Origin of the sequence: Gordonia sp. PvP123, from assembly GCF_040547295.1 — a bacterium.
Lineage (GTDB): Bacteria > Actinomycetota > Actinomycetes > Mycobacteriales > Mycobacteriaceae > Gordonia > Gordonia terrae.
The window spans coordinates 1-14,836 of the sequence record NZ_JBEPPN010000002.1; the positions used below are offsets into that span (position 1 = coordinate 1).

Below are 14,836 nucleotides of genomic sequence, written 5' to 3' on the forward strand. Positions count from 1 at the left end.
GGCTACCGCCCGCTCACGCTGCTCCACCGACAACGAACTACGTGGATGCATACAACTCTCCCCGGGTAGTCGAAACTGATTTTCAGTCCAACTCCCGGGGAGCAGTCCATTAAGCCCGGTGGGTGTCTGGAAAAGGGGTGGGTTTGCGGGGGTGCGGGACTACTGGGCGATGTACTTGTTGACGGTCCGGTTGAGGAAGTTCGGGATGAACTTGGCGGCGTTCTGGAGGACGAGGGTCTGCGTGCCGACGGAGTAGCTGGTGCGATGCAGCAGCTTGTCCTGGCGGGTCGGGTGCACCGACTCCCAGATCTTGTCGGCGACCTGCTCGGGGGTGATACGGATGCCCAGCGTCTTCGTCGACTTCGCGCCGCCGGTCGCGAGCGCGGTCTTGGCCCAGAGCGGCCAGATGCTGACGACGCGGATGTCGTCGTGCTCCCACTCGAGCTCGAGTGCCTCGGTGAGGCCGGCGACGAAGAACTTGGTGGCCGAGTAGACCGCGATGCCGGGCTGGCCGTAGATGGCCGACGCCGATCCGATGTTCACCAGGTGCGCGCCCGGCGTCTTCTTCAGGTACGGGTACGCGGCCTGCGCGCCGAGCGCGACGCCGAGGGCGTCGATGTCGATCTGACGCTTGATCTGATCCGGCGTGATGTGGTCGATCTGGCCCTCGTGGAGGATGCCGGCGTTGTTGTCGAGGACGTCGAGTGTGCCGCCGGTGTGCGAGGTGAACTCGGCGAGGGCCTCGGCCCACTGCTCCGGTTCCCGGACGTCGATGGTGCCGGTGATGAAGTCGGGATGGTCTGCCTTCACCTTCGCCAGCGCGTCGACGTCGACGTCGTAGACGCCGACGGTCCATCCTTCGCGGCCGAAACGTTCCGCGGTGGCGAGACCGATTCCGGCGGCGCCGCCGGTGATGAAGATGGAAGGCATGCGAACTCCTAGTCGGTGAACAGAACAGTTGGACGTCGATGACCTGCGACGATCGTGCTCGGTGTCGAACTTACCGGTGAGTATATTCGTCGATTCGTTTACTCGGTCACACGGCGGTGCTATCTTGACAACACGCATTGTCATTACATCGATCATTGTCACGATCGACGACCGGGAAGCGAGTGCTCCATGACCGCCGCGATGGAACGATCCGAGAACGTCATCAGTCTGCGTGACCAGGGAACCGAAGAGGTCTCGGCACGGTTGCTGGCATCGGCCGCCCGGTTGTCACGCAACGCGATGACCGAGATCGACTGGTCCAAGCCGATGGACCCCACCAAGTACGGGTGCAGCCCGGAGTGGTCCTCGCTGTACGGAACCGCGTACTGGGACGAGCTGACCGAGGAGCAGCGCATCTCGGTGACGCGCCACGAGTTCGCGTCGATCATGAACATCGGGATCTGGTTCGAGATGATCCTGCAGGAGATGGTCATACGCGATCAGTACCTCGGCGACTACCACGGGTCGGAGTTCCAGTTCGCGCTGACCGAGGTCGCCGACGAGTGCCGGCACTCGCTGATGTTCGCCAAGGCGTCGGAGAAGATGGTCGGCGCCTCTTACCACCCGTCGAAGAAGGTCTCGCGCCTCGGCAAGATCTTCATGCAGACCGCGAAGAACGAGGTCGCCTACGCCGGCATCCTGGTCGCCGAAGAGGTCTTGGACGTCTTCCAGCGCGGCTGCATGCGCGACGACCGGGTGCTCGACTTCATCCGCACCGTGAACGAGATCCACGTCCTCGAAGAGTCGCGCCACATGAAGTTCGCGCGCGAAGAGGTCCGTGACTCCCTGGAGGGCGTCAGCTGGGCGCGCCGCCAATTCAGCGCATTCGCGGTCGCCGTCGGGGCCTACTTCATCGTGACGAGTCTGGTGCAGCCCAAGGCCTTTGCCGACGCCGGACTCGACGTCGACCGTGCTGTCCGGGAGATGCGCAGCAATTCGCACTTCCACTCGATGATCCGCAGCAGCTGCGCCCACCTCATGGAATTCCTCGACGAGGTGGGACTGCTCACCAAGCCGGCCATGCGGTACTACCGGAAAGCGCACATGCTCTGATGTTCGTCATCACCCAATCATGTTGTAGCGACGCGGCATGCGTCGCCGTGTGCCCGGTCAACTGCATCCATCCGACGCCGGAGGAGCGCGGCTTCGGCAGCTCCGACATCCTGCACATCGATCCCGAGGCGTGCATCGACTGCGGCGCCTGCGCCGACGCCTGCCCGGTCGACGCGATCTATCCCGCCGACAAGCTCGGCACCCGGGACAAGGTCTTCATCGACATCAACGCGGACTTCTACAAGAACAACCCGGATGTCCGGTCGGGCTGGGCGCCCATCGGCGAGGACTCGGAGTCGACGGTCACCTATCCGGACGTGCCGAAACTGCCTGCGGGACTCCGCGTCGCGCTGGTCGGCACCGGTCCCTCCGGCGGTTACGCGCTGCGCACGCTGCTCGATCGGACCGAGGCGCGGGTCACCGTGATCGACAAACTCCCGACGCCGGGCGGGCTCGTGCGCGCCGGGGTCGCCCCGGATCACCCGGGCACCAAGGGCGTGCTCCGCGGCTTCGACCTGCTCTACCGCGATCCCCGGGTCACGATGCTCACCAACGTGACCATCGGCGACGGTCGAGACCAGATCACGCCCGCCGAACTGGCCGAGCACTTCGACGCCGTGTTCTACGCGGTTGGCGCGAGTGAGTCGCGGCGACTGGGCATTCCGGGCGAGGACCTTCCGGGCTCGACCTCGGCCACCGATCTGGTGGCCTGGTACAACGGGGTGCCCGGCGTCGACGCCGGGCCGCCGTTGCGTCGCGGAACCTCCGACGACCCGGCGATGGGCCGCGCGGTCGTCGTCGGTACCGGCAACGTCGCTCTCGACATCGCGCGCATCCTGGTGTCGCCGCCGGAGCTGTTGGCCACCACCGACATCGCCGACCGTGCGCTGGACCTGCTGGCCGAGCAGAACGTGCACGAAGTGGTTCTGCTGGGTCGTCGCGATCAGGCCTCGGCGGCCTACACCGCGGCCGAATACCGTGCGCTGTCGGAGATCCCGGGCGTCGAGGTCGAGGTCATCGACGAGGTCGACGGTGCCGACCTCTCCAGGTTCCGTGAGCCGGCCGATCCGAATCGCCGCCGAATCGTGTTCCTGTTCCACAGCAGCCCCGAGGAGATCACCGGTGATTCGCAGGTCGAGTCCGTCACGGTCCGCACCGGCGAGGGACGTCACCACATCGCGACCGATCTCGTGGTGCGCTCGATCGGCTATCGTTCGACCCCGATTCCCGGGCTCACCTTCGACGATGCGCGTGGAGTCTTCAGCAACGTCGACGGCCGCCTCGTCGACGAGACGGGCGCGATCATCCCGGGCGGTTATGTGCTCGGCTGGGCCAAGCGCGGACCCAGCGGCGGGATCGGCGCCAACAAGATGTGTGCCACGCGAACCGTCGAGGACTTCCTCGCCGATGCCGCGGCGGGACGTCTCCGACGCACCGATCGCGAACCCGGTGCGTTCGGCGCCCTGGTCCGCAAGCGCGTCGCGACGGTGATCGGCTACCGCGGAATGCGTGCCATCGATCGACGTGAACGGCGTCGGGGCCTCGAGCAGGGGCGGCCGCGGGTGAAGTTCACCCAGGTCGCCGAGATGGTCGGCGCCGCCGGGTGGCGCCGGACCTGAGGTCCATCGTCGGCGCGGAATCTCGCCGCGCCGGCGCTCGACCGTGGCACGATCCCGGCATGTCGAGGGAGGCGCGATGACGACGACCGATACCGACCAGAAGTGGCGCGAGCGATCGTTGTTCGTGGTCTTCGTGGCTGCGCTGGTGACCCAGAACGCCATCGCGATTCCCTACGTACGACGTAACGGTCCCGAGTCGGTGAAGGACTTCTTCGTCGGCGACATCCTGAAGACGACTCCGGGCCGGTTCGCGATGGTGGACCTCACCTTCGTCGTCATCGGCTTTCACCTGTGGGCCTTCGCCGAAGCCCGTCGGCTCCGCATCCTGCCCTGGTGGGCCGCGTCGGTGGTGCTGACCTTCGGGGTGGGTATCGCCACCGCGATCCCGTTCTTCTTCCTCGCGCGGGAGCGTGCGCTCGGCGCGCGATAGTCGCGTTGCCCGCGCTCTCCTCGGCGGGCGGGCCCGGTGAGAACCAGACAACGTCGCCGTAACACCGAGGCAAGTCGCATTTCATGCGCCTCGCGGATAGTGGCGACATGTCGAGCACTCCACGTTTTCTACAGGGTGTCCATGCGTTCGCCGGCTCGGGTCTGTCCAAGCCGGGGCCGATCGACGCGTCGCTGACCTTCGTCGTGCCGTCGGGAATGACGGCTCAGCCGTTGTACTTTCGCGGCGGTAACAGCTCCGACGAACTCATCTGCGTGACCCTCGTGCGCGACGGCACCCCGATGCGAATGTTCCCCATGGGGGCGAAGTCGTCGGTCAATGTGCCGTTGCGGGTCGTCGAGGACGTGGAACCCGACAGCACACTGGAACTCCTGCTCGCTGCGCCCGAGGGGGCGAGCGGCGAGGTCGTCGTCGACTTCGGGATGGTCGTCTTCTGATGGGCGGCGAGTACGCGACGCCTGACCGGGAGGCGGTCCGCAGGCTGGTGGTGGTCGGCAACGGCATGGCCGGCGCGCGCACCGTGGAGGAGATCATCTCCCGGGGAGGCCGGGATCAGTTCGACATCACCATGATCGGCGACGAGCCGTACGGCAACTACAACCGGATCATGCTCAGTCACGTGCTGGCCGGTGAGGCCGCGGTCGACGACGACGATCTGATGCTCAACCCGATGGCGTGGTACCGGGAGAACGACGTCACTCTCCACTCCGGTGATCGTGCCGAGTCGATCGACCGGTTCGCCAAGACGGTGACCTGCGCGAGCGGACGGATCATCGGATTCGACGTGCTGATCGTCGCCACCGGGTCCCACACGTTCTTCCCGAACATGGACGGACTGCGCGAGTCCGACGGCCGGCTCGCGCGCGGGGTGTTCGGCTTCCGCACCATCGAGGACACCAACGGCATGCTGCAGATGGCGGCGTCTCGTGACGACGTGCGCGCGGTGGTGATCGGCGGCGGGTTGCTGGGACTCGAAGCCGCTTATGGCCTTCGGACGCAGGGGCTGGCCGTCGACGTCGTCCACTCGCCCGGGCATCTGATGAACCAGCAACTCGACGAGCGCGGCGGCAAGGTGCTGCGCAACCAGATCGAAGCGCTCGGGGTCGGTGTCCACACCGGTAAGCGGACCACCGCGGTGCTGCGCAACGACGACGGGACCGTTGCCGGCGTCGGTTTCACCGACGGGGATTCGCTGCCCGCCGACATGATTGTCGTGACCGCCGGCATCCGGCCCAACGTCGAGATCGCGCGCGGCGCGGGCTTGGTCGTCGAACGCGGAATCGTCGTCGACGATCAGATGCGTTGCGAGGACGAGGCGTTCATCTACGCGGTCGGCGAATGCGCGCAGCACCGCAGCGAGGTGTACGGTCTGGTCGCGCCGCTGTGGGAGCAGGCGGTGGTGCTCGCCGACGTGCTGACGGGCGCGAATCCGGCTGCGGAGTACCATGGTTCGCGCCTGACCACCAAGCTCAAGGTCGCCGGCGTCGACGTCGCGGCCATGGGTGTCAAGGGCCCCGAACGCGAGGACGACGAGTTCGTCCAGTTCTACGAACCGCGCAACGGCGTCTACAAGAGTGTGGTGGTCCGCGACAACAAGCTCATCGGAGCGATGCTGTTGGGGGACATCTCGAAGGTCAATTTCCTCACCCAGGCATTCGACGACAAGGTCCCGTTGCCGGACGAGCGCATCTCGATGCTGTTCGACCTGGGCACGCCCAGCGCCGAGACCGGGGCGGCCGAACTCGCCGACGACGTGCAGGTGTGCAACTGCAACGGGGTCACCAAAGGTGACATCGTGGCCTGCGTCGCGTCGGGGTGCACGAGCGTCGGGGATGTGTGTGCGAAGACCCGCGCCGGCAAGGGCTGTGGGTCCTGCAAGGGTCTCGTCGCCGACATCGTCGAACTGGCCGCGGGCGACGCGCTCACCGCCGACGCTTCGGCCGACTGGTACGTACCGGCCATCCCGCTGACGAAACCCGAACTCATCGCCGCCATCCGACGGCAGAACCTCCGGTCGGTCAGCGAGGTGTTCGACAAACTCGCACCCGACGGTGAGGACGCGACCGCCAAGATGCCGCTCGCGTCGCTGTTGCGGATCATCTGGGGTTCGGACTGGAAGCGCGAACCCGGCGCACTGTTCGTCAACGACCGTGTGCACGCCAACATCCAGCGCGACGGCACGTTCTCGGTGGTGCCCCAGATGAAGGGCGGGGTGACCTCGCCCGATCAGTTGCGCAAGATCGCCGACGTCGCCGAGAAGTACTCGATACCGATGATCAAGGCGACCGGTGGACAACGACTGGACCTGCTCGGCGTGAAGAAGGAAGACCTGCCGAAGGTCTGGGAAGATCTCGGCATGCCGTCGGGGTACGCCTACGGCAAGAGTTTCCGAACCGTGAAAACCTGTGTCGGAACCGATTACTGCCGATTCGGACTCGGCGATTCGACACAACTCGGCATCGACATCGAGACCCGGTACCAGGGGCTGGAGTCGCCGGCGAAGCTCAAACTCGCGGTGACCGGATGCCCACGTAACTGCGCGGAGGCGCTGTGCAAGGACTTCGGCGTCGTCGCGATCGGCGACGGCAAGTGGGAGATCTACGTCGGTGGCGCCGCAGGCGCGCACATCCGCAAGGGTGACCTGCTCGCGACGGTCGACTCGGCCGACGAGGTGATCCGGTTGTGCGGCATCTTCATCCAGTACTACCGCGAGCAGGGCAAGTGGCTGGAGCGCACATACTCATTCGTGCCGCGCATCGGCATCGACGAACTCCGCGCGATCATCGTCGACGACCGTGACGGACTGGTGGCGGGGTTACAGGAGGGGATCGACGCCGCAGTCGAGGCCTACGTCGATCCCTGGCTCGATCGCGCCGAACCGAAGTCGCCCGCACAGTTCACGTCGGCGCTGCCGCTGCTTCCGCTGCCCCAGGTGCCGGTCCGATGACCAGCGTGTCGGTGGACGCCGGCGTCGTCGTCGGTCCCATCGCGGATCTGCAGATCGGCGAGAGTCGGGCATATGCGGTGCAGGACAGACAGGTCGCGGTGTTCCGGCTGACCGACGGGACCCTGCGCGCCACCGACGCCGTCTGCCCTCACCGCGGGGGACCGCTCGCCGATGGCCAGTTCGATCTGGGCAGGGTCGTCTGCCCGTTGCACCAGTACGCCTTCGGGCTCGCCGACGGTCGATGTACCACGGACGGAATCGGTTCCGTCGGCGTCTACCGGGTCGAGGAGCGCGGCGGGGACATCGTGCTCTGGTTGGATAGCGCTCCCTGAGGAGCGATGGCGACCATCGGAATGCTCCTGAGGTGTGATGGTGACCATCGAATGCTCCCTGAGGAGCGAGCTTGCGAGGGCCCCATCCTGCTCCCTGAGGAGCGAGCTTGCGAGCGTCCCATCCTGCTCCCTGAGGAGCGAGCTTGCGAGCGTCACGAAGGGTCTGGGCGACTGCTCACCGAGATGCTCCCCTTGGCGCGACTCGAGAGTTGACGAAGGAGTTCGACGTCTCCGTCGATCAGGGCACGCTTCTTCGCAACGTGACCACCCGTGGATGCGTCGCTCGATCGCGTAAGCGTCCTGCAACTCTAGTTCAGCCGCCCACATGAGCTTCACCGGGCGTCGTCGGGATGTGAACCCGACTTGCGCGGAACTGTGCTGTTGCAGTCGCTTGTCAAGATCGCGCGTGCTCCCGACGTAGAACAAGCTGTCGGCGCACTCGAGTAGATAGACCCATGCCATCCGCCCATCCTCGGGGCACATGTGAACCAATGACGGCATGCGTACAGCTCTGTGTATGGACGAGTCGCTTCATCGATGCTTGTACACACCGCCGGATGAAAGTGTTGTCAGTTCGGATCGTGTGGTTGCGAGGACCCTTCGTGACGGCCCTCCGCAGGCTCCGGGCCTCCTCAGGGAGCGGTAGGGGTTGCGGCTGTCGGGCATTGCGCAGGGAGCGGTGGGAGGTTGTGGGTGTGGTTGCGAGAACCCTTCGTGACGCTCGCAAGCTCGCGCCTTGGGGAGCAGAGGGGGTCGCTCTTCGCACCTCAGGGAGCATGGGGGTCGCTCCTCGCACCTCAGGGAGCATGGGAATCAGTACACGTCTCGCACGTACCGCTTGTCGGCGGCGAGTGCCTTGACGTAGGATTCCGCACTCGCGGGGGATCGGCGACCGTGCTGCGCGACAATGCCTTTCAGTGTTGCGTCGACGTCCTTGGCCATCTTCGTCGCGTCCCCGCAGACGTACACGTGGGCGCCGTCGTGCAACCACTGGTAGAGCTCCTCGCCGTGCTCGCGCATCCGATCCTGCACGTAGATCTTGCGGTCCTGGTCGCGTGAGAAGGCGACGTCGAGGCGGGTCAACACTCCGTCACCGAGCATCGCCGTCAGCTCGTCGCGGTAGTAGAAGTCGGTGGCCGAGTACTGCTCGCCGAAGAACAACCAGTTCTTTCCGTTGTGCCCCAACGCCTCACGCTCGCGCAGGAACCCGCGGAACGGGGCGATGCCGGTACCGGGACCGATCATGATCATCGGGGTGTCGGGATCGGCCGGCGGACGGAAGTGACTGGTCGACGTCACGAAGACACCGATCTCGTCGTCGGCGCGGTCGGCGAGGAAGGTCGAGCAGACGCCGCCCCGGGGTGTCCCGAACAGGTTGTAGCGCACCGCCGACACCGTCAGCTGGACTTCGTCGGGACTTTCCATGGGGCTCGAGGAGATCGAATACGAACGCGGCGACATCGGTTTGAGGACCTGCATCCACTCCTCGACGTCGGCGGCGACGGGGTGATCGGCCAGGATGTCCACCGACTGACGTCCCCACGCCCACTCGGTGAACTGCTGCTTGTTCCCGGCGGCGATCAGGGTCTTGAGGTCGGCGGAGCCGGTTCGATCGGCGACGAAGCGGACGAGATCGGGTGTCACACGGGCGAACTCGATCCGCTCCCGCAAGGCGTCGTGCAGGGGCAGGTTCTCGCCGGCCACCGTCACCGACGCGCCGGCGTCGAGACCGGTGCGCTCGAGGAATTCCCCGACGAGTGCGGGATCGTTGCGTGGCCACACCCCCAGCGCGTCACCGGCCTGATAGGACAGGGTGTCGGCGGGGAGATGAAAGCCGAAGTTCCGCACGTCTTTCCGCGACCCGTCGGAGTTGAGTCTGACGTTCCGGACGAGCGAGGTGAGCAGGGGCTTCTTGCGCGAGTAGGCCGGCGCGGATCGCACCGACGGTGCCGCCGCGGAGTCGGCCGGTTCGCTGACCACGGTCACCCGGTCGTCGTCGACCCCGGAGGTGGGCGCCCGGTTCGACATGCTGATCGCCCGGATGACCTCGGTCAACCAGCCGCCGGCCGTCTCCTCGAAGTCGGGTTCGCAGTCGACACGATCGAGCAGGCGGCGTCCACCCAGTTCGCCGATGCGGGTGTCGAGATTGCGTCCGTGTCCGCAGAAGTCGTCGTAATTGGAGTCGCCGAGCGCCAGCACCGCGTAGTCGACCCCGGTCAGGTCGGGAGCGTCGTCGGAGTTCAGGGCATCCCAGAAGGATGTGCCGTTGTCCGGTGGGTCGCCGTCTCCGGTGGTCGAGGTGACGAACAGGGCGGTGCCCTTCAATTCGCCGACCTCGACGTCGTCCATGGATCGGGCATCCACTCGCAGACCACTGGCCTTCACCCGTTCGGCCGTTTCCACGGCGAGTTCCTCGGCGTTGCCCATCTGCGACGCCCACAGCACGGTCACGGTGTCGGTGTCCGGCACCGTCGACGACGAATCTCCCTGGGGTGCACCCGTATCAGGCGCCACGGTGCCCCGGGAGTACAGGCCCGCGAGCACGCCCGACACCCAGACGCGCAGCTCGGCACCCAGTGGTGCATCGGCCGGAAGGACCGGACTGCCCGCGGGAGATGCACCCACCCCGGCCGCCAATCCGGCCAGATAGAGGCGTTCGGCCGGCGTCATCGGGGGCGGCGCCACCTCGGACACCCCCAGTGCTTCGGTCAGTCTCGTCGACCCGGCGGCGACGACCGGCGCGTCGTCGGCGTCTCCACGCGCAGCCGGTACCCGGATCAAGGTCACCGCGCACACCTTCAGCTCCGGCTGCTGCGAGAGCGGGTCCACCGCGTCGGACGTGACCGCGTTGATCGCGAGATGCTCGCCGAAGACGTCGTTCCAATGGAACGGCACGAAGCAGTTGCCGGGCCGGACGCGGTCGGAGATCCGCGCGGGCAACACCGCCCGGCCCCGCCGGGACGCGACCTCGACCTTGTCCGCGGCTGTGATGCTCAGCCGGTCGGCATCGTCCGGGTGGATCTCGACGAAGGGCTCCGGATTCAGTTTGTTCAGCTTGGCCACCCGTCCGGTCTTGGTCATGGTGTGCCACTGATGCGGCAACCGGCCCGTGTTGAGCAGGAACGGATAGTCGTCGTCGGGCATCTCGGCCGCGTCGAGGTGCGGGCGGGCGAAGAACTGCGCGCGGCGGGTCGGGGTGGCAAAGGCCAGCCGCGGCGTCGACCCGTCGTCGAGGCGGTGCAGGGTTTGGCTGCGACCGTCGTTGAGATACCGGATCGGGTTGCGGGCACCGCTGTCGGCCGGGTCGGCGGCGTCGTCGGAGACCGGTGGACACGGCCACTGCATCGGAGTCCGGCGGAGTCGGTCGTAGGTCACCCCGCGCAGGTCGTACCCGGTGTTCGGGTTCGCGAACCGCGTGATCTCCGCGAACACCTCTTCGGCGCTCGAGTAGTCGAAGGCGTCGGCGAAGCCCATCTCCGAGGCGATCCGCGCGATCATCTGCCAGTCCGGGATCGCCTGTCCGGGTGCGGCGAGCGCGGGTTCGAACAGGGTGAGGTTGCGTTCGGAGTTGACCATGACACCGGTCGACTCCGACCACAGGGTCGCGGGCAGGACGACGTCGGCGTACTGGTTGGTCTCGGTCTCGACGAAGGTGTCCTGGGCGATCACGAGTTCGGCGCGTTCGAGTCCCTCGATGACGGTCTTGCGATTGGCCACCGAGGCAACGGGATTGGTGCAGATGATCCAGCACGCCTTGATCTCACCGTCGGCCATGCGCTGGAACATGTCGATGGTGCCGCCACCGACGTCGGTGCGTAGCGTCCCGGCCGGGACACCCCAGATGTCCTCGACGAAGTCGCGATCCGCCGCGGACACCACCGAGCGCTGGCCGGGCAGGCCCGGACCCATGTAACCCATCTCGCGGCCGCCCATGGCATTCGGCTGCCCGGTCAGCGAGAACGGTCCGCTGCCGAGTCGGCAGATGGCACCGCTGGCGAGGTGGAGGTTGATGAGCGCGTTGGTGTTCCACGTCCCGTGGGTGGACTGGTTGAGACCCATGGTCCAGCAGCTCATCCAGTTGGCTGCGTTCCCGATGAGGTCGGCGGCCGCCCGCAGGTCGGCTGCCGGTATCCCGGTGATCGATTCGACGACCTCCGGCGGGTACTGGGCGGCGAACTCGGGGATCTGGTCGAAGCCGTCGGTGAAGGACTCGATGAACTCGGAGTCGGTGTGGCCGTTCTCGATGAGCAGATGGAGCAGACCGTTGAGGAAGGCGAGGTCGGTCCCGGACCGGATCTGCAGGAACAGATCGGCTTTGTCGGCGGTCGCCGTGCGTCGCGGGTCGACGACGATCAGATTGGCTCCGGCTTTGACGCGGTCCATCATGCGCAGGAACAGGATCGGGTGACAGTCGGCCATGTTGGCGCCGATGACGAGGAAGACGTCGGCGTGGTCGAAGTCCTGATACGACCCGGGCGGCCCGTCCGAGCCGAGTGACAACTTGTACCCGGTCCCGGCGCTGGCCATGCAGAGCCGCGAGTTCGACTCGATCTGGTTGGTGCGCAAGAACCCCTTGGCCAGTTTGTTCGCCAGGTACTGCGCCTCGAGCGACATCTGGCCCGAGACGTACAGGGCCACCGCGTCGGGCCCGTGCTCGTCGATCACGGTGCGAAGCCGGCGAGCCGTGTCGGTGATGACGTCGTCGAGTTCGGCGGGCCGGAGCTGACCGCCGCGATCGTCCCGCACGAGGGGAGTCGACAGGCGTCCGCCGGCCGAGAGCATGTCCGCGGTCGTCGACCCCTTGGTGCACAGGCGGCCGAAATTGGTCGGATGATCGGATCGTCCGATCGTCTTGGTGACCCGGTCGGAGTCGTCGTCGAGCTTCATCTCCATGCCGCAGCCGACGCCGCAGTAGGCGCACAGCGACATCACCGATGGGGACACGACAGAACGAGTCGGGGCAGGGACGGTCACGGGTTCCAGCGTCTTAGGTCGATGTTTCGCGACCCGAAGCCCGGCGTTACGCATCCATCAACTTGACCTCACAGGACTCGGTCCCGGATGTGAAAGGGTGCGAGAACCGCAGGTGAGCGACGAGACCGTCACTCGAACGAGCGGGTTTCGGCGTTGCTCAGCCGGATCTCAGCCGGGGTGGATAAGACTGTATCCATGCGCATCCTCGTGGTCGATGACGATCGGGCCGTCCGGGAGTCGTTGCGACGGTCGCTCACCTTCAACGGCTACAGCGTCGAGACCGCCGGCGACGGCATCGAGGCACTCGAGAAGATCCTGGCCGACCGGCCCGACGTGGTCATCCTCGATGTCATGATGCCCCGTCTCGACGGTCTCGAGGTGTGTCGCCGACTCCGTTCCGCCGGTGACGACCTCCCCATCCTGGTCCTGACCGCCCGTGACTCGGTGTCCGAGCGGGTGTCGGGCCTCGACGCCGGGGCCGATGACTACCTGCCGAAACCGTTCGCCCTCGAAGAACTCCTGGCCCGGTTGCGGGCGCTGCTGCGTCGTGCGTCACCCGACGACGACGCGGACTCGGAAACCCTCACCTTCGCCGATCTCTCGCTCGACCCCGTCACCCGTGACGTCACCCGAGGCGAGCGTCCGATCAGCCTGACCCGCACCGAGTTCGCCCTGCTCGAGATGCTGATGGCCAACCCGCGCCGCGTGTTGTCGCGCAGCCGCATCCTCGAAGAGGTGTGGGGATACGACTTCCCGACGTCGGGCAACGCCCTCGAGGTCTATGTCGGGTATCTGCGGCGCAAGACCGAGGCCGACGGTGAGCCACGACTGATCCACACCGTGCGCGGCGTCGGATATGTACTCCGGGAGACGCCGCCCTAGTGATGGGGAAGTCGTCGAACCCCGCGTCACGTCCGAGGACGCGGGATCTCCTCCGCGACCGGGTCACCCGGGCGATCACGGGGCACAGCGCCGGTGACGGATCCGACGAGAAGGAGATGCGCGCGCCGATGCCGCTGATGCGCGCGGTGTCGCTGCGGACCCGGGTGACGATCCTGTCGGCGACCGTCGTCCTGGTCTCGGTGAGCCTGATGGCGGCCGCCGCGTACTTCGTCGTCTACCGCGCGATGTACAACGACGTCGACCAGCAGCTCGAGAGTCGCGCCGACGGGATGGCCGCGCTCGCCCGAGCGGGGGTGCTGCGCACGCAGCCCGAACAACTGGTGGCGGGCACGGTGTTCTCCACCAACATCTCGATCGCGCTGGTGACCCCCGGCGGCGAGACATATCTGATCGGCCAGGTGCCCTTCGACGACGTCGAGCGCGGCATCGTCCGATCGCCGTCGGTGCCCGGCTCGACGCAGCAGAGCTTGCGCACCACGCGAAACCAGCGAGTCCTGACGCGCAAACTCGACGACGGCAATACCCTCGTGCTCGCGCAGAGCCTGATCCAGACCGACCGGGTACTCAAACGTCTGGCCTGGGTGCTGTTCGTGGTCGGCTGCGGCGGGGTCGCGCTGGCCGCCCTGGCCGGGACGACGGTGGCGCGCGCCGGACTCCGGCCGGTGGCCCGGCTCAACCGGGCTGTGGAGCGGGTCGCCCGAACCAACGACCTCACACCCATCCCGGTCACGGGCAACGACGAATTGGCCAAGCTCACCGCGAGTTTCAATGCGATGCTGCGCGCCCTCGACGAATCACGGGACCGGCAGGCGCGTCTCGTCGCCGACGCCGGCCACGAACTGCGAACCCCCCTGACCTCCTTGCGGACCAACCTGGAGCTGTTGATCGCGGCGAGCCGACCGGGCGCCCGAGCCGTACCCGAGGACGACATGATCGACCTGCGGGCCGACGTGGTGGCGCAGATCGAGGAGTTGTCCACGCTGGTGGGCGATCTCGTCGATCTCGCACGCGAGGACGCCCCCGAGGTGGTGTACGAGGAGGTCGACGTCGCCGAGATCGTCGAACAGGCCCTCGAGCGAGTTCGACGGCGCCGCAACGACGTCGAATTCGAGGTCGATCTCTCGCCGTGGTTCGTCTTCGGCGAGGCGCACGGCCTCTCGCGCGCAGTGCTCAACGTTCTCGACAACGCGGCCAAGTGGAGCCCGCCGGGTCGGACGGTGAGTGTCGGCCTCACCCAGGTCGGGATGTCGAGTGCGCAGCTCACCGTCGCCGACGCCGGCCCCGGAATCCCCGAGGAGGACCGCGGTCTCGTGTTCGAGCGGTTCTATCGGTCCACCCAGTCGCGGTCGATGCCGGGATCGGGCCTGGGACTGGCGATCGTGCGTCAGGTGGTCGAACGACACGGCGGCACCGTGGTGGCCGACACGTCGCCGCTGGGGGGAGCGCTGATCCGGATGACCCTGCCGGGCCGGGCAACTGCCGCGGAACCATCCCCGCAGGTGATTCGTCAGTAGAGGAGAAGCGGTGACATCGGCGCCGACGACTCAGCTGCCGGCGACGGCGAACGGCT

At 66.7% G+C, this 14,836-nt stretch carries 10 protein-coding genes and 1 pseudogene; 8 read left to right on the forward strand and 3 right to left on the reverse strand.

All coding sequences use genetic code 11. From position 1 onward, the window contains the following. Positions 1–159: 159 nt before the first annotated feature. Entirely contained in the window at positions 160–930 is a 771-nt protein-coding gene (locus tag ABIC25_RS02875) for an SDR family oxidoreductase (RefSeq protein WP_248644940.1), read from the reverse strand. Positions 931–1,119: 189 nt separating this feature from the next. Between ABIC25_RS02875 and ABIC25_RS02880 the strand changes: the two genes are divergently transcribed. From ABIC25_RS02880 to ABIC25_RS02905, 6 genes are all read left to right on the forward strand, one after another. Beyond that, entirely contained in the window at positions 1,120–2,043 is a 924-nt protein-coding gene (locus ABIC25_RS02880; RefSeq protein WP_004020056.1) for an AurF N-oxygenase family protein, read from the forward strand. Beyond that, a complete protein-coding gene (locus tag ABIC25_RS02885; RefSeq protein WP_354559866.1) occupies positions 2,043–3,662 on the forward strand; it encodes an FAD-dependent oxidoreductase in 1,620 nt (539 codons plus the stop codon). The genes ABIC25_RS02880 and ABIC25_RS02885 overlap by 1 nt, the downstream gene beginning before the upstream one ends. 76 nt (positions 3,663–3,738) lie before the next feature. Then, positions 3,739–4,092, forward strand: a complete 354-nt coding sequence (locus tag ABIC25_RS02890) for a DUF2834 domain-containing protein (RefSeq protein ID WP_248644942.1) — start codon at positions 3,739–3,741, stop codon at positions 4,090–4,092. Positions 4,093–4,199: 107 nt separating this feature from the next. Beyond that, positions 4,200–4,547, forward strand: coding sequence for a hypothetical protein (locus tag ABIC25_RS02895; RefSeq protein WP_033203836.1), 348 nt, complete (start codon positions 4,200–4,202; stop codon positions 4,545–4,547). Next, positions 4,547–7,057: a nitrite reductase large subunit NirB gene (gene nirB / locus ABIC25_RS02900; RefSeq protein ID WP_248644943.1), complete on the forward strand. Its 2,511-nt coding sequence runs from the start codon at positions 4,547–4,549 to the stop codon at positions 7,055–7,057. Before ABIC25_RS02895 ends, nirB begins: the two co-directional genes overlap by 1 nt. After that, complete coding sequence (locus ABIC25_RS02905; RefSeq protein ID WP_354559868.1) at positions 7,054–7,389, forward strand: Rieske (2Fe-2S) protein; 336 nt, start codon at positions 7,054–7,056, stop codon at positions 7,387–7,389. Before nirB ends, ABIC25_RS02905 begins: the two co-directional genes overlap by 4 nt. Positions 7,390–7,707: 318 nt before the next feature. On the opposite strand, the pseudogene ABIC25_RS24930 reads toward ABIC25_RS02905, so the two are convergent. Together ABIC25_RS24930 and ABIC25_RS02915 are read right to left on the reverse strand one after the other, a co-directional pair. Then, positions 7,708–7,890: pseudogene (locus ABIC25_RS24930) on the reverse strand (GIY-YIG nuclease family protein); the annotation flags it as partial. A 312-nt stretch (positions 7,891–8,202) separates the two neighbouring features. Further along, the gene (locus ABIC25_RS02915) at positions 8,203–12,318 is read right to left on the reverse strand and encodes a bifunctional nitrate reductase/sulfite reductase flavoprotein subunit alpha (RefSeq protein WP_248645555.1); all 4,116 of its coding nucleotides are present in this window, start codon (positions 12,316–12,318) and stop codon (positions 8,203–8,205) included. A gap of 240 nt (positions 12,319–12,558) precedes the next feature. Between ABIC25_RS02915 and ABIC25_RS02920 the strand changes: the two genes are divergently transcribed. Both ABIC25_RS02920 and ABIC25_RS02925 read left to right on the forward strand, forming a co-directional pair. Continuing rightward, entirely contained in the window at positions 12,559–13,245 is a 687-nt protein-coding gene (locus ABIC25_RS02920; protein ID WP_004020048.1) for a response regulator transcription factor, read from the forward strand. Further along, complete coding sequence (locus tag ABIC25_RS02925; protein ID WP_033203686.1) at positions 13,245–14,780, forward strand: sensor histidine kinase; 1,536 nt, start codon at positions 13,245–13,247, stop codon at positions 14,778–14,780. The genes ABIC25_RS02920 and ABIC25_RS02925 overlap by 1 nt, the downstream gene beginning before the upstream one ends. The last annotated feature ends 56 nt before the right edge of the window (positions 14,781–14,836 follow it).

What these genes read in the sequence shown, in the direction of transcription:
- ABIC25_RS02915 (WP_248645555.1), bottom strand. Translation starts at nt 12,318, where the DNA reads ATGTCGCTGTGCGCCTACTGCGGCGTCGGCTGCGGCATGGAGATGAAG.
- ABIC25_RS02905 (WP_354559868.1), top strand. Translation starts at nt 7,054, where the DNA reads ATGACCAGCGTGTCGGTGGACGCCGGCGTCGTCGTCGGTCCCATCGCG.
- ABIC25_RS02895 (WP_033203836.1), top strand. Translation starts at nt 4,200, where the DNA reads ATGTCGAGCACTCCACGTTTTCTACAGGGTGTCCATGCGTTCGCCGGC.
- ABIC25_RS02885 (WP_354559866.1), top strand. Translation starts at nt 2,043, where the DNA reads ATGTTCGTCATCACCCAATCATGTTGTAGCGACGCGGCATGCGTCGCC.
- ABIC25_RS02890 (WP_248644942.1), top strand. Translation starts at nt 3,739, where the DNA reads ATGACGACGACCGATACCGACCAGAAGTGGCGCGAGCGATCGTTGTTC.
- ABIC25_RS02875 (WP_248644940.1), bottom strand. Translation starts at nt 930, where the DNA reads ATGCCTTCCATCTTCATCACCGGCGGCGCCGCCGGAATCGGTCTCGCC.
- ABIC25_RS02880 (WP_004020056.1), top strand. Translation starts at nt 1,120, where the DNA reads ATGACCGCCGCGATGGAACGATCCGAGAACGTCATCAGTCTGCGTGAC.
- nirB (WP_248644943.1), top strand. Translation starts at nt 4,547, where the DNA reads ATGGGCGGCGAGTACGCGACGCCTGACCGGGAGGCGGTCCGCAGGCTG.
- ABIC25_RS02920 (WP_004020048.1), top strand. Translation starts at nt 12,559, where the DNA reads ATGCGCATCCTCGTGGTCGATGACGATCGGGCCGTCCGGGAGTCGTTG.